This is a genomic window from Saccharopolyspora pogona, from assembly GCF_014697215.1.
In the GTDB taxonomy this organism is placed as follows: domain Bacteria; phylum Actinomycetota; class Actinomycetes; order Mycobacteriales; family Pseudonocardiaceae; genus Saccharopolyspora; species Saccharopolyspora hattusasensis.
Map to the genome: position 1 here is coordinate 6,144,596 of NZ_CP031142.1, position 20,245 is coordinate 6,164,840.

At 69.6% G+C, this 20,245-nt stretch carries 17 protein-coding genes; 11 read left to right on the top strand and 6 right to left on the bottom strand.

The annotated features are described in order from the left end of the window. Positions 1-29: 29 nt before the first annotated feature. Complete coding sequence (gene ssd / locus DL519_RS28470; RefSeq protein ID WP_190819315.1) at positions 30-1,106, bottom strand: septum site-determining protein Ssd; 1,077 nt, start codon at positions 1,104-1,106, stop codon at positions 30-32. A 694-nt stretch (positions 1,107-1,800) separates the two neighbouring features. Between ssd and DL519_RS28475 the strand changes: the two genes are divergently transcribed. The 4 genes from DL519_RS28475 (at position 1,801) to DL519_RS28490 (ending at position 8,088) form a co-directional block, all read left to right on the top strand. After that, positions 1,801-2,640: an HAD family hydrolase gene (locus DL519_RS28475; protein WP_190824269.1), complete on the top strand. Its 840-nt coding sequence runs from the start codon at positions 1,801-1,803 to the stop codon at positions 2,638-2,640. A gap of 602 nt (positions 2,641-3,242) precedes the next feature. Continuing rightward, complete coding sequence (locus DL519_RS28480; protein ID WP_190819316.1) at positions 3,243-5,018, top strand: glycoside hydrolase family 3 protein; 1,776 nt, start codon at positions 3,243-3,245, stop codon at positions 5,016-5,018. 72 nt (positions 5,019-5,090) lie between these two features. Next, the gene (locus tag DL519_RS28485) at positions 5,091-6,341 is read left to right on the top strand and encodes an exo-beta-N-acetylmuramidase NamZ family protein (protein ID WP_190819317.1); all 1,251 of its coding nucleotides are present in this window, start codon (positions 5,091-5,093) and stop codon (positions 6,339-6,341) included. Between the two features lie 10 nt (positions 6,342-6,351). Continuing rightward, entirely contained in the window at positions 6,352-8,088 is a 1,737-nt protein-coding gene (locus tag DL519_RS28490; RefSeq protein WP_190819318.1) for a serine hydrolase domain-containing protein, read from the top strand. 197 nt (positions 8,089-8,285) lie between these two features. Here the strand turns inward: DL519_RS28490 and DL519_RS28495 are convergent, their stop codons facing one another. Next, positions 8,286-9,119 carry a transposase family protein gene (locus DL519_RS28495; protein WP_190813279.1) on the bottom strand — a complete coding sequence of 278 codons (834 nt, stop codon included), beginning with the start codon at positions 9,117-9,119 and terminating at the stop codon, positions 8,286-8,288. 237 nt (positions 9,120-9,356) lie between these two features. After that, entirely contained in the window at positions 9,357-10,208 is an 852-nt protein-coding gene (locus DL519_RS28500; protein WP_223839648.1) for an MBL fold metallo-hydrolase, read from the bottom strand. Between the two features lie 75 nt (positions 10,209-10,283). Between DL519_RS28500 and DL519_RS28505 the strand changes: the two genes are divergently transcribed. Together DL519_RS28505 and DL519_RS28510 are read left to right on the top strand one after the other, a co-directional pair. After that, positions 10,284-10,685: a MarR family winged helix-turn-helix transcriptional regulator gene (locus DL519_RS28505; RefSeq protein WP_190819321.1), complete on the top strand. Its 402-nt coding sequence runs from the start codon at positions 10,284-10,286 to the stop codon at positions 10,683-10,685. 99 nt (positions 10,686-10,784) lie between these two features. Next, positions 10,785-11,177 carry a PPOX class F420-dependent oxidoreductase gene (locus DL519_RS28510; protein ID WP_190819322.1) on the top strand — a complete coding sequence of 131 codons (393 nt, stop codon included), beginning with the start codon at positions 10,785-10,787 and terminating at the stop codon, positions 11,175-11,177. Positions 11,178-11,256: 79 nt separating this feature from the next. Here DL519_RS28510 and DL519_RS47390 read toward each other — a convergent pair whose 3' ends face one another. Then, positions 11,257-11,565, bottom strand: a complete 309-nt coding sequence (locus DL519_RS47390; RefSeq protein ID WP_223839650.1) for a hypothetical protein — start codon at positions 11,563-11,565, stop codon at positions 11,257-11,259. A gap of 355 nt (positions 11,566-11,920) precedes the next feature. Between DL519_RS47390 and DL519_RS28520 the strand changes: the two genes are divergently transcribed. After that, positions 11,921-12,841, top strand: coding sequence for a MurR/RpiR family transcriptional regulator (locus DL519_RS28520; protein ID WP_190819323.1), 921 nt, complete (start codon positions 11,921-11,923; stop codon positions 12,839-12,841). Positions 12,842-12,899: 58 nt separating this feature from the next. Then, positions 12,900-13,811 carry an N-acetylmuramic acid 6-phosphate etherase gene (gene murQ / locus DL519_RS28525; protein ID WP_397544982.1) on the top strand — a complete coding sequence of 304 codons (912 nt, stop codon included), beginning with the start codon at positions 12,900-12,902 and terminating at the stop codon, positions 13,809-13,811. Positions 13,812-14,035: 224 nt separating this feature from the next. Here murQ and DL519_RS28530 read toward each other — a convergent pair whose 3' ends face one another. Together DL519_RS28530 and DL519_RS28535 are read right to left on the bottom strand one after the other, a co-directional pair. Then, positions 14,036-14,971: a nucleoside hydrolase gene (locus tag DL519_RS28530; protein WP_190819329.1), complete on the bottom strand. Its 936-nt coding sequence runs from the start codon at positions 14,969-14,971 to the stop codon at positions 14,036-14,038. 139 nt (positions 14,972-15,110) lie between these two features. Beyond that, a complete protein-coding gene (locus DL519_RS28535; protein WP_397545075.1) occupies positions 15,111-15,878 on the bottom strand; it encodes an oxidoreductase in 768 nt (255 codons plus the stop codon). 193 nt (positions 15,879-16,071) lie between these two features. Here DL519_RS28535 and acs point away from each other — a divergent pair, with 193 nt between their 5' ends. The 3 genes from acs to DL519_RS28550 all read left to right on the top strand — a co-directional run bounded on the left by acs (position 16,072) and on the right by DL519_RS28550 (position 20,202). Next, positions 16,072-18,054 carry an acetate--CoA ligase gene (gene acs, locus DL519_RS28540; RefSeq protein ID WP_190819341.1) on the top strand — a complete coding sequence of 661 codons (1,983 nt, stop codon included), beginning with the start codon at positions 16,072-16,074 and terminating at the stop codon, positions 18,052-18,054. Positions 18,055-18,297: 243 nt separating this feature from the next. Then, positions 18,298-19,536, top strand: coding sequence for a Na+/H+ antiporter NhaA (gene nhaA, locus DL519_RS28545; protein ID WP_190819343.1), 1,239 nt, complete (start codon positions 18,298-18,300; stop codon positions 19,534-19,536). 159 nt (positions 19,537-19,695) lie between these two features. Beyond that, a complete protein-coding gene (locus tag DL519_RS28550; RefSeq protein WP_190819345.1) occupies positions 19,696-20,202 on the top strand; it encodes a phage holin family protein in 507 nt (168 codons plus the stop codon). Positions 20,203-20,245 lie beyond the last annotated feature (43 nt).

Below are 20,245 nucleotides of genomic sequence, written 5' to 3' on the forward strand. Positions count from 1 at the left end.
CCGCCGGCACACGGGCCTCGATCAAGAACTCAACAAGCCACAGTGGACATTTCCGCGCCGCCGAGCGCGGCCAGGACTTCCTGCGCGGCTCGCGCAACCGGCCCCCGGCGGATCGCGGCGAAGCCGCCGCGATCCAGGACGGCGGGCAGGCTCGGCTGTGGCCGCATGACCGACAGGACCTCCGCGCCCACCGCTCGCGCTACGTCGGCCGTGCGCAGTCCGCCCGGTGCCGGACCTCGCACCACCAGCCGGACCGGGCCGGCCGCGTGTTCACGGATGCTCGCCACCGCACGGGCCGCCGCCGCGCAGGCGCGCACTTCGGCAGGGACGACGACCACCGCCAGGTCTGCCTGGCGCAGCCCGGCCACGGCCGCTGCCGGGAGGGTGCGCGGCAGGTCGCAGACGACGGTGTCGCCCGCCCGACGGCCCGCGCCGAGCACCGCTCGCACCGCCTCCGGGGTCAACCCGCTCGACGGCCCGTCACGGTCACAGGACAGCACTGTGATCGCACCGGCTCCGATGCGGCGCTTCGGCAACGCCTCGTGCAACGCGCTCGCCGCGAGCCGACCGGCGTTGACGGCCAACCCCGACCAGCGCAGGCCGTCGGCCCCTTCGGCTCCGACGGCGAGGTCCACGCCGCCACCGAGCGGATCGCAGTCGACCAGCAACGACCGTTCGCCGCCGCGCGCCGCGACCACCGCCACCGCTGTGGCCAGCACCGAGGCACCGGCACCGCCGCAACCGCCCAACACCGCGAGCACCCGGCCGCCCTGCGTCGGCACGTCGCCCGCATCGGACAGCAGCTCGATGAGGTTCGCCTCGTCGGCGGGTAGTTGCAGGACGTGCTCGGCACCGATCTCGAACGCGGCGCGCCAAAGATCAGAGGTCGGGTCCCGGCACAGCACGGCGACACCGTGTCTTCGCGGCAGACCGTCGGCCGCACCGATCGCGGCCGGGTCGAGCAGCACCAGGGGCGCGGTCCGCCAGCCGGCAGCCGCCGGATCCGGGGTGTGCTCCAGCTCGCCGCCGGTGGCAGCGGCCAGTCGCGAGACCTCTTCTGCCAGCGCGGCATCCTGCGTGACGAGCAGCGGACGTGCAGTAGTCATGGCGATGCCTCCGGCAATCGGATGGTGCGAGTGGGATGAGCGCGGAATTGGTGCGGTCGATAACCAAGGTGGCCGGATCTTCGACGACTGCCAACCGGGTTTTCCAAATCTGTGGACAAGTCCGGCACCTGTGGATAACTCGCATCCCCCGGAAGGGCGATACCGCCTGACAAAAAATGGAAAGAATTCACATTCGCTTTCGGCTGGATTCGCCCGCACCGGCTCCGCCGGAAATGGGACGACCCCCGCCAGGGGGGAGGGGCGGGGGTCGTCAACAGTTCAGCTCCGGGGGGTCGAGCTGAACCTGTCCGGGTATCACCGGACTACCCTCACTCTAGCCCGTAGATCCCCCGCGACGTCCCCCGTCCATTAGAGGGAACGTTCTTGCTCTCGGTGTGCACTGAACCGGACGGTAACCGACATTCGAGTCAAGAATTAGCTCCCACTAGACGAGAGCAACACGCAGCACCACACGCAGCGTGAGTCCTTGGCGCACACCGACGCACCCGGCGCGCGCCCGCGGGATGCCCTCCGATGAGTCCGGAAATCCCGGCACCGGGACCACGCAACAACTCCCGCAAGGGGACAAACTGCCAAACCACTCGCGCAAAGCGCGACACGGAGATCGAAGGCGAAAGCAGGAATGGGAAAAGCTCCGGCAATGCGCGCCCGCAGCCCGCTCCGCCCGGCTCGTATGCTGTGCGGCGTGACAGAGCCCGCGAACCCATCGGCCCCCACCGGACGGCGGGTGGCCGCGTTCTTCGACCTGGACAAGACCGTCATCGCCAAGTCGAGCACGCTCGCCTTCAGCCGACCCTTCTTCCAAGAAGGGCTGATCAACCGGCGGGCCGTGCTGAAGAGCGCCTACGCCCAGTTCGTGTTCATGCTGGCCGGCGCCGACGCCGACCAGATGGACCGGATGCGCGCGCACATCACCTCGCTGTGCACCGGCTGGGACGTCGAGCAGGTCAACGCGATCGTCGACGAAACCCTGCACGACATCGTCGACCCGCTGGTCTACAAGGAAGCCACCCAGCTCATCGCCGAACACCAGGAGCAGGGCCACGACATCGTCGTGCTGTCGGCCTCGGGTGAGGAGGTCGTCGCCCCCATCGCCAAGCTGCTCGGCGCCACGCACTCGTCCGGCACCCGGATGGTCGTGGTCGACGGCCGCTACACCGGCGAGGTCGAGTTCTACTGCTCCGCGGAGAACAAGGCGATCACCGCCAGGGAACTCGCCGACAAGTACGGCTACGACCTGTCCGAATCCCACGCCTACTCGGACTCGATCACCGACTTGCCGCTGCTGGAGAGCGTCGGGCACCCCACCGTCGTCAACCCCGACCGCGGGCTGCGCAAGGAGGCCGTCCAGCGCGGCTGGCCGTCATTGTCCTTCGAGCACCCTGTGTCGCTGCGCGCCCGGATCCCCACGCCGTCCCGCGCCGCGGTGACCGCAGCCGGCGTCGGCATGGGCGCGGTGGCGGCGGCCGGAGCCGCGTGGTGGGGCTTGCGGGCCTGGCGCCGCCGCCGCTGACGGCGCACCCGGCCGCACGTTTTCGGCTCCACATCGCGGAACCCCTGGTGATCACCACCGGCGGAACCAATACCTACGGCTCACACGCGAACCCTTGCAGTGACGCGCGTCACCGACTACAAAGGGAAGTGCGGACCCTGGTTGGCCAGGGATGTTACGGAGGAGAAGTAGCATCCACCCTGATCAGACTCCGCGCGCGAGCCCGGAGCACCCACGCGTTGCCGCACACAAGGCTGGTCGTTCCACGGGGTTGCGTACCGGGACGCCGGACGCCTAGCCCGGAAGTTACGACACAAGTGCACGCTTGGTAACCCGAGTACTCGCGCAGAGGCGGCGGCCCGTCGATCTGATCGACGGGCCGCCGCCGTATGCCGGGGGTCGTTCCCCCGCACGGCTTTCCACCGTGTGCGCCGGTGTTCTCCACCCGATCTGCCCGATACCGCAGGCGGGATTGCTCCGACCAAAGCCTCTTTGCGGGACTGACCGTGCCCACGCCGGTGCACAGCGTTGACCGGCGCGAGTTACGTGGGTAACTTCCGAAATCGACCGATTTCGTGGTGAACACTTTCCGCCCGGCGACCCCCGCCCGCAGGGAGGCCAACGTGAAGACCCGAGCGCGCCGCGCCGTTGTCGCGCTGAGCGCCATCGCCATCGGCGCCGCAGCACTTTCCGCGACCGGCGGCGCAGTCGCTCCGGCGCAACGGCTGTCACCTGACGAGCTGCTCAAGCAAATGACGCTGGAGGAGAAGGTCGGGCAGCTGTTCATCACCTACGCCTACGGCCGCACCGCGGACACCCCGCACCCGAAGAACCAGGAGGAGTTCGGCGTCGACACCCCGGCGCAGGTGGTGCAGAAGTACCACCTCGGCGGCATCATCCACTTCTCCTGGACCGACAGCCTCTACGACCCCAAGCAGATCGCCGAGCTGTCCAACGGCCTGCAGAACGCCGCGGTCACCTCGGGCGCGAAGGTGCCGCTGCTGATCTCCACCGACCAGGAGCAGGGGCAGGTCACCCGCATCCCGGAGCCCGCCACCCAGTTCCCGGGCAGCATGGCGCTCGGCGCCGGCCGCAACCCCGACGACGCCGGCCGCTCGGCCGCGATCACCGGGCAGGAACTGCGGGCGATGGGGCTGAACCAGAACTTCGCGCCGAGCGGCGACGTCAACGTCAACCCGGCGAACCCGGTGATCGGGGTGCGGTCGTTCTCCTCCGACCCGGCGCTCGCCGCCCAGCTCACCGCCGCACAGGTCCGCGGCTACGAGGACTCGGCCAAGCCGGGCGAAACGGTGTCGGCCGCGGTCAAGCACTTCCCCGGGCACGGCGACACCAACCAGGACAGCCACACCTCGCTGCCGGTGATCGAGCACGACCGGCAGCAGTGGGAGCAGCTGGACGCGCCACCGTTCAGGGAAGCGATCGGCGCCGGGACCGACATGGTGATGAGCGCGCACATCGTGGTGCCCAAGCTCGACGACTCCGGTGAGCCGTCGACGCTCGCGCCGAACGTGCTCACCGGGATGCTGCGCAACGAGCTCGGCTACCAGGGCGTGATCGTCACCGACTCGCTGAAGATGGACGGCGTGCGGGAGAAGCACCCCGACGCCGAGATCCCGGTGCTGGCGCTCAAGGCCGGCGCCGACGTGATGCTGATGCCGTTCAACGTGCAGGTCGCCATCGACGGCGTGGCCAACGCAGTTCGCACCGGTCAGCTCACCGAGCAGCGCATCGATGAGAGCGTGAAGCGCATCCTGGCGCTGAAGTCCGCCCGCGGCGTGCTGGACAACCCGTTCGTCGATGTGTCCAAAGTGTACGAGATCGTCGGGACGCGGAAGCATGTCTTCGAGGCGCAGGCCATCACCGACCGCACCACGACCGTGCTGCGCAACGACGGGATGCTGCCGCTGAAGCCGCCGGCGACGATGTTCGTGACCGGCGCCGGAGACAAGGCGACCGCCGCGCTGGCGGAGCGGATCAAGGCGCGCGGCCCGCAGCCGACGGCGTTGGCGACGGGCTTGAAGCCGACCCCGGAGCAGATCAACCAGGCCGTCGAAGAAGCAAAGCGCAACGACATCACGGTGGTGCTGACCAACGGCGCTTGGAACCCGGACAACAAAGCCCAGCTCGACCTGGTCCGCGCCCTGCAGCAGACCGGGAAGCCGGTCGTCGCGGTCGCCGTGCGCGACCCGTACGACGCGGCGCACGTAGAGCTGCCCGCCTGGATCGCCACCTACTCGGACAAGGCGGTGGCGATGGAATCGCTGGCGAGGTTGCTCTTCGGCGAGATCGTCCCGGTCGGCAAGCTGCCGGTGCCGGTGCCCGACCCGAACCAGCCCGGCGTCGACAAGTACCCGTTCGGCCACGGTCTGAGCTGGTAAATGGGCGATTTCGCGCGAGATCGCCAGCCCGAGAACCCGGGGCGGAGCATGGTGGACACGGAAAGGACACGCATGGGTGGTGTGAATCGACGGGGCTTCCTGACTGCGGCTGCGCTGTCCGTGCCCGCGGTCGGTCTCGCGGCGAGCTCCGCGTGCGCCGCCCCGCCGGCCACCGAACTCGGCTCCGCGGTCGAGACCGGCGCGGACGTCCTAGCCGCGCGGGACTGGCAGGACGTCACCGGCCGCCGGATCGGGGTGGTGACCAACCCGACCGGCGTGCTGGCGTCGTTGGAGCACGTCGTGGACGCCATGCACGCCAGCGGCGAGGTGGACGTCGCCGCGGTCTTCGGGCCGGAGCACGGGTTCCGCGGCACGTCCCAGGCCGGCGGCTCGGAGGGCGACTACCGCGACCCGCGCACCGGGCTGCCGGTGTACGACGCGTACGGGGCCGACGCCGCGAAGCTTGCCGAGATGTTCCGTAAGGCGGGCGTCGAGCAGGTCGTGTTCGACATCGCCGATGTGGGCGCCCGCTTTTACACCTACATCTGGACGATGTACACCGCGATGCAGGCGGCGCACCAGGTCGGCGCGGCGTTCCTGGTGCTGGACCGGCCGAATCCGATCGGCGCTCGGGTGGCCGGGCCGCGGCTGGACCCGCGGTTCGCCTCCGGCGTCGGGCTGCTGCCGATCGTGCAGCAGCACGGCATGACCGTCGGCGAACTGGTGCAGCTGTTCGACCGCGAGTACCTGCCGAGCCCGCTGGACCGGCTGGACGTGATCCGCGTCGAGGGCTGGCGCGGGCGCGGTGCGGACGCCGGGCTGCCGTGGGTGCCGCCCAGCCCGAACATGCCGACCCCGGACACCGCGGCGGTGTACCCCGGGACCGGGCTGTTCGAGGGGACCCTGCTGTCCGAGGGCCGGGGCACCACGAGGCCGTTCGAGATCATCGGCGCGCCCGGCATCGACTGGCGGTGGGCGGAGGAGCTCAACGCCGCCGGGCTACCGGGACTCCGGTTCCGCGAAACCTACTTCGTGCCGACCTTCTCCAAGCACGCCAACGAGACCTGCGGCGGCGTGCAGGTGTACCGCAACGGCGAGATCGACGCGATCGGCGCCTCGGTCGCGATGATCGTCACCGCTCGCCGGCTGTACCCGCAGGTCTTCGGCTGGCGGCCGGACAACATGATCGACAAGTTGTCCGGTTCGGACCGGCTGCGCACGATGGTCGATGCGGGGGCCGATGCGCACGAGATCGTCGGCGCCTGGCAGAGCGACGTGGCTGACTTCCAACGACAACGCGAGCCGTACCTGCTTTACCGCTGAGGGGGACGCGATGGGCAAGACCATTCTGGCGGCGGTGGCGCTGCTATCGGTCACCGCGCTGGCGGGGTCTGCCACGGCAGCGCCCGGCCGTGCGGACGGCCACTTCGACCGCGCGCAGGAGGGATTCGCCCGCGTCGGCACCGTGTTGCGGGACGGCACCCCCGAAGGAGTGGGGCTCGATCCCGGACCCATCGATGCGGCACTGCGGCAGATCGCGGCTTGGACGAACAAGACGCCCGACCTCGAACACCCGATGTACGCGGGCGCGGTCAGCCTGCTGGCGCACGACGGCGTCGTGGTGCGCCGCGAAGCGGCGGGCGACGAGCTGCGCTACTCCGACGGCAAGGGCACCGAACTGCCCGCCGACCAGCGCGAACCGATGCGGCCCGACACGATCTTCGACATCGCCTCGATCACCAAGCTGTTCACCTCGATCGCGGTGCTGCAGCTGATCGACGACGGCGAGGTGAACCTGGACTCGCCGGTCGCCGAGTACCTGCCGGAGTTCGGCGTCAACGGCAAGCAGTCGATCACCGTCCGGCAGCTGCTCACCCACACCTCCGGGCTGCAGGCCGAGGTAAAGCTCTGGAAACTGCCCGCGGACCAGCGGATTCCGTCGATCATGCAGCTGACGCCAGAGTTCCCGCCCGGCACCCACTACACCTACTCCGACCCGAACATGATCACCCTCGGCTTGCTGGTCGCGCGCGTCGCGGGTGCCCCGCTGGACCAGGTGGTGACGGACCGGATCACCGGGCCGCTGGGCATGGCCGACACCGGCTACAACCCGCCAGCCTCGGAGCTGCATCGCATCGCGGCGACGGAGTACCAGGCTGAGCCGCCGCGCGGCCTGGTGCGCGGCCAGGTCCACGACGAGAACGCGTGGTCGCTGGGCGGGGTCTCCGGCCACGCCGGGGTGTTCTCCACCGCCGACGACCTCGCGACGCTGGCGCAGGCGCTGCTCAACGGCGGCACCTACGGCGGCAACCGCATCCTGTCCGAGGACAGCGTCGAGAAGATGCTGACCAATTTCAACAGCGCTTTCCCTGGCAACGCCCACGGTTTGGGCTTCGAGCTCGACCAGCGCTGGTACATGGCCGGGCTCAGCGGGCCGCGCACCGCGGGCCACACCGGCTTCACCGGCACGTCGCTGGTGATCGACCCGGCGTCCCGGTCGGTGGCGGTGCTGCTCACCAACCGGGTGCACCCGTCGCGGGACTGGGGGTCGAACAACCCCGCCCGGCAGGCGCTGGCGCAGGGCATGGCGCGGTCGCTCGCCGTGGATCCGGCGCTGGGTTCGGAATCGTGGTTCTCCGAGCGCGGTGGGACGTTGACGACTGACGCGCTGGGACCGGTCAGCGGCCCGACGCAGGTGTCGTTCTTCGCGTTCGTGGACACCCAGCAGGACAGCGACGGGACGGACCCGCTGCTCGTGGAGGCCAGTGTGGACGGTGCTGGGTGGCAGCCGGTGCCCGTCCGCGCGTCCGGCCCTGGTGCTCCCGACGGGCCGCAGAGCTCGTTGGCCGGGGCGGGACACCGGAGCTGGTGGAAGGTGCGCGGCACGGTCGACGCGGACGCCGGCCAGCAGGTGCGCCTGCGGTGGCGCTACGCCCCCGACGGCAAGTACTCCGGCCGGGGCGTGAACGTGGACGGCATCCTCGTGGCCGACCGCGACGCGACCTTGTTGGACGGCGAGCTCGAAGCGAACCGCCTCCACCCCGACGGCTGGCTTTCCACCGACCGCTGACGCGGAAGTCCGCAATTTCAATGGAAATCGCGGAAGTTGTCCACAGCCTCCGGCGTGTCGTGCACCCGACGCGCCGGAGGTCCGCGATCTCATTGGGGTTTTTTCATCCTGTTTGTGCTGGTGGTGGGGGGTTGACGGGGTGGGGTGGGGTGTGTGTGGGCTGGTCAGGGGCGATGATCATTTTTGATGATCGTTTGTCAGCGGGTGATTTCGAGGTTGGTCAGCACCAGCAGGGCCCGTAGTAGGCGGGTGGCGTTGGCTGCGTGCATGCGTAGGCGGGTGAGGATGCGCCAGTTTTTGAGGTCGGCGAAGCCGTGTTCGCAGGTGGCGCGTTCGCGGGCAACGAGTTGGTTGGCTTGTTTCTGGGCGTCGGTGAGCGGGTGGGCGCGGGCGGCGCGGCGGCCGATGATGATCACGGGTTCGTCGGGGTCGTCTTCCAGTCCGGTGAATCCGAGGTCGCACATCGCGCCGAGTTCGGCGTCCCGGAGTGCGGTGGTGATGTTGTTGTGGCGGGCGGTGGTGACTTCCGAGGCCCGCCCTGGTTTGGCCGCAGAGAACCACAACAGGTTGCCTTTGTGGTCGGTGAGGGCGAGAAACAGCAGGCCGTGGGCTTTGTGTTTGCCGCTGTAGTTGCGCCGGTTGTTCTTGCCGGTGCGGCGCTGGGTGCGCACCAGGGTGCCATCCAGCAGCACGACCTCACCCCCGCCGCGGGCCACTTTGCTCAGGACGCGGTCCAGGCGCGGGGCACGGGCGGCCAGCAGGTCGATGACCTCCAGCACCCAGCGGCGGATCGTCGAGGCCGACACCCTGTTGCCGCCGGCCATGTCCAGCAGCCGCTGGTCGTGACGCAGCACCGCGAGCACGATGATCGCCTGCGTACCAGGGGTCACCTTGCGCCAGCGAGAGCGGATTTTCCTGCAGTGCGTGGTGATCAGCGAGGCGAGGTAGTCGATCGTGGCCCTCGACACGGGAAGTTGGGCTTGGTACACAATGGGTTCGGTGCCCTCGGCGGGGCTGGATTGGGTTTTCACACACTCCCCAACCCCGCCGGGGGCACTCTCGTTGCAGCCAACCGGCCATGATCATCGTCACATCTTCTCCGCGACCACGGCCACCGTCAGATGATCTTGATAAATGATCATGGCCCTGGCCAGCCCGCCCACACCACGCCACCCACGACCACACCCTCTGACCAGCCAAGATCAGGATGAAAAAAGCCCAATGGAAATCGAAGGTCCGATTTCCATTGAAATCGCGGTGGAACCCGATCATGGGAGCGGGGTCCAGGTGGTGCCGGCGGGTTCCGTTGACACGCGGCCGAACTGGACGTCGGCGAAGTGGATGGCGAAGCCGATCGTGTTCGGCTCGCCGAGCTCGCGCAGCAGGTCGAGGCGGGACCTGAACGCCTCGTCTCGGTCGACGTCCGCCCGCACCGGCCAGGTCGGGTTGTCGACCTGCGCCGCGCTGTGCAGCGCGTCGCCGATGACGATCAGGCGCTGACCTCCCGAGGAGATCGTGTACGAGGCGTGGCCCGGCGTGTGGCCGAACGAGTGCCGCACCCGCACGCCCGGGAAGATCTCTTGTCCATCGCGGACGGTCTCCACCCGCTTCTCCAGCCGGTGCAGCATCTCGTCCGTGACGTCCGCGGCGTGCTGGTCGCGCTGCTCCCACTCGCGCTCCGACAGCAGCACTCGCGCCGCCTGGAAGTCGTCCTGGAGCGCCCACCCGATGTGGTCGGTGTGCAGGTGGGTGATCGCGATGGCTTCGATCTCGTCGGGCCTGCGGCTCAGCTTCGCGAGGTTTTCCGGCAGGTCGCGGCCGTGGATGGCGCCGATAGCCGCGTTCTCCGGATCGTCCGGGGAGCCCGACGGGCCGTAGCCCGCGTCGATCAGCATCGCCCGCGAACCGCGCTCGACCAGCAGACCGCCGATGCTGGCCACCAGCTGCCCGGCCTCGTCGAGGTGCTGCGCGTGTTCGCGCCAGTCGTCGTCGGTCGTCTCCGGGAACCAGCCGCGCGGCTTGAGCGCCACGACGCCGTCCGGGACGTAGCTGGCCCGCAGGTCACCGAGGTCGATCGAGCGAATTCCGGCCACCGAGTTCCAGCGCTGTGCATCGTTCATGACCATTAACTTACAACTTGAATTATTAAAGTTGCAACATTTCTAACTTGCTAGACTCGCCGCATGGACGAGCCGATGGCCGCGCGCGAACTCTGCAGCCTGATCAGCGAGCTCGCGCACAACATTGACGAACACGTGCGCGGCTGCGTCGCCGACACCAACCTCACCGCGCCCCAGGCGATCGCGCTGCGCGAGCTGAGCGAACCGCTGACCATGCGCGAACTCGCCGACCGGATGCACTGCGCGACATCGAACGTGACCTTCGTGGTGGACCGGCTGGAGAAGAACGGCCTGGTCACCCGGCAGCCGCACCCGCGCGACCGCCGCGCCAAACAACTCGCCCTGACCGCCGAAGGCGAACGGCAGCGCGCGCAGATCATCGAGCGCTTCTCGGTGAACACTCCGCTGGCCGGACTCACCCAAGCGGAACAGCAAGCCCTGCACGGCCTGCTCCAGCGGGCCCTCGCCGACCGCTGATCCCGACCGGCTGCTCCGTTCGGGAACCGTTCGAGTCGCGTGGCGGGTCGCGGGCGGGCAGTGTCGGACCGCCAGCCGCAACCGTTGGAGGGAGTCGAAGTGTCGGCGATTCCGCAGGACCGCGAGGACATTCTGAACAAGCGCGCCTTCGGCCACGTGGCCACCATCGGGCCGCACGGCGAACCCCAGTCGAGCCCGGTGTGGATCGACTGGGACGGCCAGTACCTGAAGTTCAGCCAGACCAAGACGCGGCAGAAGTACCGGAACCTCAAGCGGGAGCCGCGCATCTCCGTCTCCGTGCACGACCCGGACGAGCCCTACCGGTACGTGGAGGTGCGCGGCAAGGTGACCAAGATCGAGGACGACCCGGGCAACGCGTTCATCAACAAGATGGCGAAGAAGTACCTCGACGAGAACGAGTACCCGTGGCCCCAGCCCGGCGAGGAACGCGTGGTGGTCTACGTCGAACCGGAGCACTCGACGAAGCAGTGACCGCCGCGATCCGGCGATGCGCGAAGGGCACCTCCCGCCAAGCCACTCGGCAGCCAAGCCACTCGGCAGAAGGTGTCCTTCACCTCGTGCACGTCGCGGGGGGACGTGGGTGCCGGTGCGGTCGGTGGCGCCGCAGGTAGTAGCGGCCCCGCGTGACGACCGCTATCAGCGGCGTCAGCACCGCCGCTACGACCACCGCCGCCATCGGCGAGAACGGCTGGATCGCCGAGGCCAGGAACGACACCACCCGACCATCAGCAGCAGCCACAGCGGCGTCGTCCACACCTGGAGCTTGCTCAGCGCCTTCCATGCCGTAGATGACCAGCGGCACCACGATCAGCGTCGTGATCAGGTAGGCGATGCCGCCCAGCGCCGTCGTCGCCACCACTCCGGGCTCCACCGGTGATAGCTGCGCGGGGCGAACCGGAGGGTGTAGTCCTCCAGCGTCTCCCGGGGCCCTTCTGCGGATCGCTCCGCGTTGCCTCGACGACGATCCGCTGCCTCCTCCCGAACTCGCGTGCGGACGGCCGTGTTGGGCAGAAATGTTTCGATCAGGGACGGCAGGTGTTTCGGGGTGTATGACACCGGGTGTGAATCGCATCGTCACCGCGCGGACCTGCAATTACCCCTTTCGGAGTAGTTGGGTTCGGATGCAACCTGGGTATGAGTTTGCCGCGTCCTCCGAGCGGAAACCCAGAAGACGCCCATTGACCTGCGCAAGCAGCGGTTAGTAAGTTTCCCACATGGCCACTGACGACACGTTCCGCGAATCGGGCGAGTCAAGCCCGCTCGTCAAGATTCGCTCCCTGCTGCCCGGCCTCGCCCGAGCCGAACAGCGCGTGGCCAACATCGTGCTCGCCGACCCGGCTTCGATCGCCCGGCGCAGCATCACCGAGGTCGCCGAGGCCGCGGGCACCAGCGAAACCACTGTCACCCGGTTCTGCAAGGCGATCGGCGTCGGCGGCTACCCGGACCTGCGCATCGCGCTCGCCGCCGACACGGCGCGCACCTCCACCCGGGACCGCGAGCTGGGCAGCGACATCGCCCCGGAAGACGACCTCGGGCAGATCATCGAGAAGGTCGGTTACGCCGACGCCAAGGCGGTCGAGGAGACCGCGGATCAGCTGGACGCCGCGATCCTGGGGCGGCTCGTCGACGACGTCGCCACGGCCCGCCGCATCGACGTCTACGGCGTCGGCGCCAGCGCCTTCGTCGCGCTCGACCTGCAGCAGAAGCTGCACCGCATCGGCCTGACCTGCTTCGCCTGGGCCGACACGCACAACGCGCTGACCTCGGCGGCAGTGCTGCGGGAAGGCGATGTCGCCATCGGCATCTCGCACACCGGCGCCACCACCGAGACGGTCGAGGCGCTCCGCGAGGCGCGGCGGCGCGGAGCCACCACCGCCGCCCTGACCAATTTCGCCCGCTCGCCCATCACCGAGGTCGCCGACCACGTGCTGACCACCGCGGTCCGCGAGACCACCTACCGCTCCGGCGCCATGGCCAGCCGCATCGGGCAGCTGACCGTGATCGACTGCCTGTTCATCGGCGTCGCGCAACGCCACCTGGACCAGGCGAAGGCAGCGCTGGAAGCCACCTACGAAGCAGTGGGCGGCCACCGCCTCGGCAGCCGGCCGGACCGCCGGCGGCAGAAGGAGACGTGATGCGCGACCCCCACCCGCACCCCGACCGGGTGTTCCCGCAACTGCCGCAGGAGGCGTGATGAGCCGGGACCGCGCGGTCCGCGTCGACGCTCCCACCGAACGAAACAACCCCAGGACCAGGGACATCGACCTGCTGCCGACCCTGGACGTCCTGCACGTCCTCAACGGCGAGGACCGGACGGTGCCGGTTGCGGTCGGCCGGGTGCTGCCCGAGCTGGCCCGCGCGGTGGACATGGCCGTCGCGGCGCTGCGCGCGGGCGGGCGGGTGCACTACGTCGGCGCGGGTACCTCCGGGCGGCTCGCGGTGCTGGACGCCGCCGAACTGATCCCGACCTTCAACGTGCCGCCGAACTGGGTCATCGCGCACCAGGCCGGCGGCCCCGAGGCCTTCCGGCACGCCGTGGAGAACGCCGAGGACGACGTCGAATCCGGTGCCGCGGCAATCCGCGAGGGCGCGAGCGGGCTCGACTGCGTCGTGGGGCTCGCGGCGTCCGGGCGGACGCCGTACGTGCTCGGCGCGTTGGAGGCCGCGCAGGAGCTCGGGGCGCGGACCGCGCTGGTGACGTCGAACCCGAACGTCGGGAAAGTGCCCGCCGACGTGGTGATCGCGGTGGACACCGGGCCGGAACCGATCAGCGGGTCGACGCGGATGAAGGCGGGCACCGCTCAGAAGCTGGTGCTCACATCGTTCTCCACCGCGGTGATGATCCGGATGGGCCGGACCTACTCGAACCTGATGGTCAGCATGCTCGCCACCAACGCGAAGCTGCGCGGCCGCACGATCAGCATCCTGCAGGAAGCGACCGGGGCTTCCGAAGAGGTGTGCGCGGCAGCGCTCACGGCGGCGGACGGCGACCTCAAGACCGCGCTGGTGCACCTGCTCACCGGCGTCGACATCGAGCGAGCGGCGGCGGCGCTGGCGGTCTCCGACGGCCACGTCCGCGACGCGCTCCGAGCCGTCGAGGGCTGACCGGGAGCCCCGTTCCCGCCGCGCCCCGGTGGTGCTGAGCAGCAGCGGCGGCATTCCCTCGAACGCTCCGCCGGCCTCGCCGCGGTTCGCCCGGAACTCCCGGAAAACGTCGCGATTCACCTCGTTCACCGCGACACCTCGACCATCCGCCGGTCGCCGGCCGATTCGGCCACTGCGATCACCAGGGCCGGGGCGCCGCCCCGGGCCGGCGCCCTGCCCGCGGATCAGTCCGGGAGGTTGGCGGCGACGTTGCGGTAGGCGTCGGCGACCAGGGTCCAGAAGGCTTCGGCGTCGAGGGTCGTGGCGACGTCGGCGTTGTGGACGTCGGACGGGGCCCCGAAGTCCGTGACCGTCATGCCGGAGGTGAAGCGGCCCTGCGTTTCGACGTCGACGCGGGCCGACACCGTCTGGAACAGCCCCGGGTCGATCACGTACGCGATCGCGCAGGCGTCGTGGATGGCCGGGCCCTCGTCGCGGTAGCTGACGTGGCTGCCGTAGAAGTCCAGGGACGGCGTGATCAGCTCCGACTCCAGCCGACCGAGGTCGGCGAACCGCGCGCGCACCGCGGCGTTCGCCCGGGCCTGGTAGGTCAGGTCCAGCCCGATCATGACCGTCCGCCAGGGCGCGTTGAACGCGACGGCCGCGCCCTCGGGATCAGCGAGGATGTTGAACTCGGCGGCCGGGTTCGTGTTGCCGCGGGTGTAGGAGCCGCCCATAATGACGAATTCCCCAACCCACTCGGCGATCCGCGGCTCCTTGCGCAGCGCGAGCGCGATGTTGGTGAGCGGCCCGACCGCCGTCAGGCTGATCTCGCCGGGCGCGGCGGCCAAGGTGTCGATGATGAAGTCGACGGCGTGCTGGTCGCTCAGCTTCGACTTCGGCTCGGGCAGCACCACGCCGCCGAGACCGGTCTTGCCGTGCACATCCCCGGCGGTCTTCGGCTCGCGCACCAGCGGCTGACCGGCACCGCGCGCGACCGGCACGTCCATGCCGTAGAAGTCACGCAGCCGCAGGGCGTTGTCGGTGGTGTGCTCCAACTCGACGTTGCCGCCGACGGTGGTCACGCCGACGATGTCCAGCTCCGGACTGCCGTGCGCCAGCGCCAGCGCCAGCGCGTCGTCGATGCCCGGATCGCAGTCGATCAAGATCTTCTTCGCCACGCCCAACCCCTTCCCTCCCGGGTCCGGGGCCCTCGCGCCCCCGCTCGCTTGCGGTCGGGGTCCGTGAGCGCTTTCCGGGGCTATAGCACCCGAAAACACTCACGGGCCACGACCGGGCAAAACCAGGTTCCCGGTCCGCTCAGCCCTCCTGGACGGCGTCGGCGATCGACTTCGCCTCGCGCGCCCCGGCCTCCAACGCCTCGCAGCAGTACACGATCCAGGCCGCGACCTCGTCGATCTCGCCGGTGGCGAAGCCGAGGGCCCGCTCGGCGTACTCCTCCTGCCGCCGGAAGTACGCGACCTCGGGAACCACCAGGCCCTTCGGGTCGAGCCCGCTGCCGATCACGCTCAGCCGCGCCGCGGCCCGCGCGATCACCCCGTCGGCGGTGCCGAACGGCTGCAGCGCGAGGAGTTCGCCGTGCACGACCGCCGCCAGCACCGGGCCCGGCCCCTGGGCTTCGCGGTCGGTGATGATCTCGGCGAGCAGGTCGAGCCGCTCGGCGATCAACGGGTCGGCCTGCGGACGGCCGAGCCGGTCCGGGTCGTCGATCAGGTCGGCCGCCGCGAGCACGTGCATCCGGGCCAGCGCCTGCCGCGGCGCGCGCTGCCAGGTGGGCAGCAGCGTGCCCATCGCCTCGGCGATCCGCAGCGAACCGGCCAGCAGCGGGTCAGTGACCTCGCCGGATTCCGGGATCTCGGCCGCGCCGCCCGCGATGGCCGCCGACGCGCGGGCGGCCCGGACGGACGCCTCGGCCGCGGTGGCGGGCCAGCCGCGCCGGTTGGCCGGGTGCCGGTGCACCTCATCGATCGCCGCGCGGGCGGCGGTCACGGCGTCGGCGACGCCGTCCAGCTCCAGCAGCGGCGCCAGCGATGGCTTCTCGGTCACGCCCGACGACGCTACCGGCACGTCAGCCCCCGCCGCCGACCCGGGTTGCGACATGTGACACAGTGACGGCGCTGTCGGCCTCCGCAATACGGCGATTTCGGACCGTATCGCGTGATTGGTCTGAACCATTCGGACGAACCCCCTGTTGCAGTGAGCCTGATCGCATTACGGTTCCACTGGCACTGGCATCCCATATCCAGGGAGGTTCTCGGCAATGAACCAGCCCGACGGGCAGAGCAACACGCTCGACAACCTGCTCATCGAAAGCAGGACATTCCCGCCGTCCCAGGAATTCGCGGCGCAGGCAAACGCCACGTCGGCGCTGTACGAGGAAGCTTCGGCGGACCGGGAGGCGTTCTGGGTCAAGCAGGCCGAGCGGCTGCACTGGGACACCAAGTGGAACCAGGTCCTGGACTGGTCGAATGCCCCGTTCGCGAAGTGGTTCGTCGGCGGCAAGCTGAACGTGGCCTACAACTGCGTGGACCGGCACGTCGAGGCCGGCAGCGGTGACCGCGTCGCGATCCACTGGGAAGGCGAGCCCGGGGATTCGCGCGCGATCACGTACGCGGAGCTGCAGCGGGAGGTCTCCCGCACCGCCAACGCCCTGGCCGCGCTGGGCGTCGGCGCCGGCGACCGGGTCGCGATCTACCTGCCGATGCTGCCCGAAGCGGTGTTCTCGATGCTTGCGTGCGCCCGGCTGGGCGCGATGCACAGCGTCGTCTTCGGCGGGTTCTCCTCGGAGGCGCTGCGCATCCGCATCAACGACGCCGAGGCGAAGGTGGTGATCACCTCCGACGGCCAGTACCGGCGCGGCAAGGCGATGCCGCTGAAGGCCAACGTGGACGAGGCCGTCGCGGAGACCCCGAGCGTCGAGCACGTGGTGGTGGTCAAGCGCACCGGCGGTGAGGTCGCCTGGGACGACGCCCGCGACAAGTGGTGGGATGACGTCCTGGAGGGCCAGCCGGAGACCCACGCCCCGGAGGCCTTCGACGCCGAGCAGCCGCTGTTCATCCTCTACACCTCGGGCACCACCGGCAGGCCCAAGGGCATCCTGCACACCTCCGGTGGCTACCTCACCCAGGCCGCCTACACGCACCAGACCGTCTTCGACCTCAAGCCGGAGTCGGACGTGTACTGGTGCACCGCGGACATCGGCTGGGTCACCGGCCACACCTACATCGTGTACGGGCCGCTGGCCAACGGGGCGACCCAGGTCATCTACGAGGGCACCCCCAACGCGCCGCACGAGGGCCGGCACTGGGAGGTCGTGCAGAAGTACGGGGTGACGATCTACTACACCGCCCCTACGACGATCCGCACGTTCATGAAGTGGGGCGTGGAGATCCCCGCGAAGTACGACCTGTCCTCCCTGCGCCTGCTGGGCTCGGTCGGCGAGCCGATCAACCCCGAGGCCTGGATCTGGTACCGCAAGAACATCGGCGGCGACCGCACGCCGGTCGTGGACACCTGGTGGCAGACCGAGACCGGAGCGATCATGATCTCCCCGCTGCCCGGGGTCACCGTCGCCAAGCCCGGCTCGGCGCAGCGGCCGCTGCCGGGGATCTCGGCGAAGGTCGTCGACGAGACCGGGGCGGAGGTCGGCAACGGCGGCGGCGGGCTCCTGGTGCTGGACGGGCCGTGGCCGTCGATGCTGCGCGGCATCTGGGGCGACGACGACCGCTACCGGGAGACCTACTGGTCGAAGTTCGCCGACCTCGGCTTCTACTTCGCCGGCGACGGTGCCAAGTACGACGCCGACGGCGACATCTGGCTGCTGGGCCGGGTCGACGACGTCATGAACGTCTCCGGGCACCGCATCTCCACGACGGAGGTCGAGTCCGCCCTGGTGTCGCACCCCAACGTCGCCGAGGCGGCCGTGGTCGGGGCCTCCGACCCCACCACCGGCCAGGGCATCGTGGCGTTCGTGATTCTGCGCGGCGGCATCGACGACACCGCCAGCGGCGAGGTCGCGCTCAAGGAGCTGCGCGAGCACGTCTCCCACGAGATCGGCCCGATCGCCAAGCCCCGCCAGATCATGGTCGTGCCCGAGCTGCCCAAGACCCGCTCCGGCAAGATCATGCGGCGCCTGCTGCGCGACGTCGCGGAGAACCGCGAGGTCGGCGACGTCACGACGCTCGCCGACTCCTCGGTCATGGACCTCATCTCCAGGGGCCTGAAGAAGTCCAGCGACGACTGACCGCACTGGTGAAGCGCCGGGGACGTCCTCTTCGGAGGGCGTCCCCGGCGCTTCCTCCATGTCAACGGGTCGTGAGCTTTCCGGCCGAACCGCCCGAGAAATACGTCTTTACCTGCACGAACACCGCTCCTGCCGTGCTTGCGAAGGCAATCAGGCGGATCGTGGATGTTAAAATACGGGGAAAGGTGTGCCGGGAAGACTGGTCGGCGTTGTAGCTCGTGCTACCCGCGATCGGAGCCGCCAGTGTCGAAAGCCGCCCGCAACAAGTCCCGGCCCGCCAAGGCCGCGCGATCTGCGCGAACGTTCGACTTCGGCTCCTACTTGCGGACCGAAACCGTCGGCGGCGTGGTCCTGCTGGCCGCCACCGCTGTCGCGCTGCTGCTGGCGAACTCCCCCGCGGCAGCGCTTTACCACGCGATCCGCGACTTCGAAATCGGGCCGGCGGCCCTGCACCTCGACCTGTCCATCGGCGACTGGGCAAAGGACGGGCTGCTCGCGATCTTCTTCTTCGTCGCGGGGCTGGAGCTCAAGCGCGAACTCGTGGTCGGCGAGCTGTCCAACATCAAGAGCGCGCTGCTGCCGGTGATCGCCGCGATCGGCGGCATGATCGTGCCCGCCGTGCTCGCCTTCTCGATCAGCCACGGCACGCCCGGCGCGCATGCCGCGTGGGCGATCCCGGTCGCCACCGACATCGCCTTCGCGCTGGGTGTGCTGTCGCTGACCGGCTCCTGGATGCCCACCGCGGCGCGAGTCTTCCTGCTCAGCCTCGCGGTGGTCGACGACCTGGGCGCGATCGTGGTGATCGCGGTGCTGTTCACCGACGGGCTCAGCGTGCTCGCGCTGCTCGCTGCGGTCGTGCTCTGCGTCGCCTACTGGTACCTGCAGCGCAAGCGGATCACCACGCCGTGGCTGTACGTGCCGCTGGCCGTGGCCACCTGGATCGCGGTGCACACCAGCGGCATCCACGCGACGATCGCCGGCGTGGCGCTCGGGCTGCTCACGCGTGTGAAGCGCGACCCGCACGAGCCGGCGTCGCCGGCGATGCGCCTGGAACACCGGCTTCAGCCCTGGTCGGCCGGGCTCATCGTGCCGGTCTTCGCGTTCTTCGCCGCCGGGGTTCCGGTGAATGGCGAGGCGTTGGCCGCGATCGGCGCGGACCGGGTGGCCATCGCGATCATCATCGGGCTGGTGGTGGGCAAGCTGATCGGCATCTTCGGCAGCTCCTTCCTCGCGGTGAAGCTGGGCATCGGCGCGAAACCGGACTCGGTGCAGTGGCGCGACATGGCGGCGCTGGCGATGCTCGGCGGCGTCGGCTTCACGGTCAGCCTGCTGATCGCCGACCTGTCGCTGGCCGGTGCGGCGGCGGAACGCGCCAAGGCCGCGGTGCTGATCGCGTCCGCCATCGCGTCGCTGCTCGCCGCTGCGGTCCTGCTGCGGCGCGGCCGCAAGCTCAAGAACGGCGACGGCACCGACGTCGCCTGAACCGCGGCCTGACCTCTGGAGAACGCAGTTTCAACTGAAACTGCGCCTCAGGGCCCCGTCACGAGGTTCAATTGAACCTGCGGAACACCTGCCGATGCGGGTCACTCACGGGTAACGCACCGCGAGTCGCCCGGTCGCCCGTTGATCGCGCGTGGCACGATGGGGCACGTGAACAGCGCCCAGAAGAGCACCAACGGCAGCCGTGACGGTGCGGGGTGGACTGCGGTCACGTCCATCCCGCTGTCCGAAGAGGGCACTGCTCCCGACGGGCAGTCCATCGGCGCGTTGGTCCGCGATGCTACGACTCACCTGTCCACATTGGTCAGGTCCGAGGTGGAGCTGGCCAAGACCGAGCTCGCCGGCGAGATGAAGAAGGCCGTCAAGGGCAGCGTCTACTTCGTCCTCGCGCTGACCGTGCTCGGCTTCAGCCTGTTCTTCCTGTTCTTCACGCTGGCCGAGGGGCTGGCCCAGCTCGGCCTGTGGCGGTGGGCGGCCTTCGGCATCGTGTTCCTGGTGATGCTGCTGGTGGCGGGCCTGCTGGCGCTGCTCGGCTACATGCGGGTGCGCAAGATCCGGGCACCGAAGCGCACCATCGAAACGCTCAAGGACACCAAGCAGATCACCAAGCGCCACCACGCCGCCGAGGAAACCCCGGCAGCGTCCTGACGGCGGTCCTCCAGCGGCGCGATCAGCACCGCAGCCCACGCAC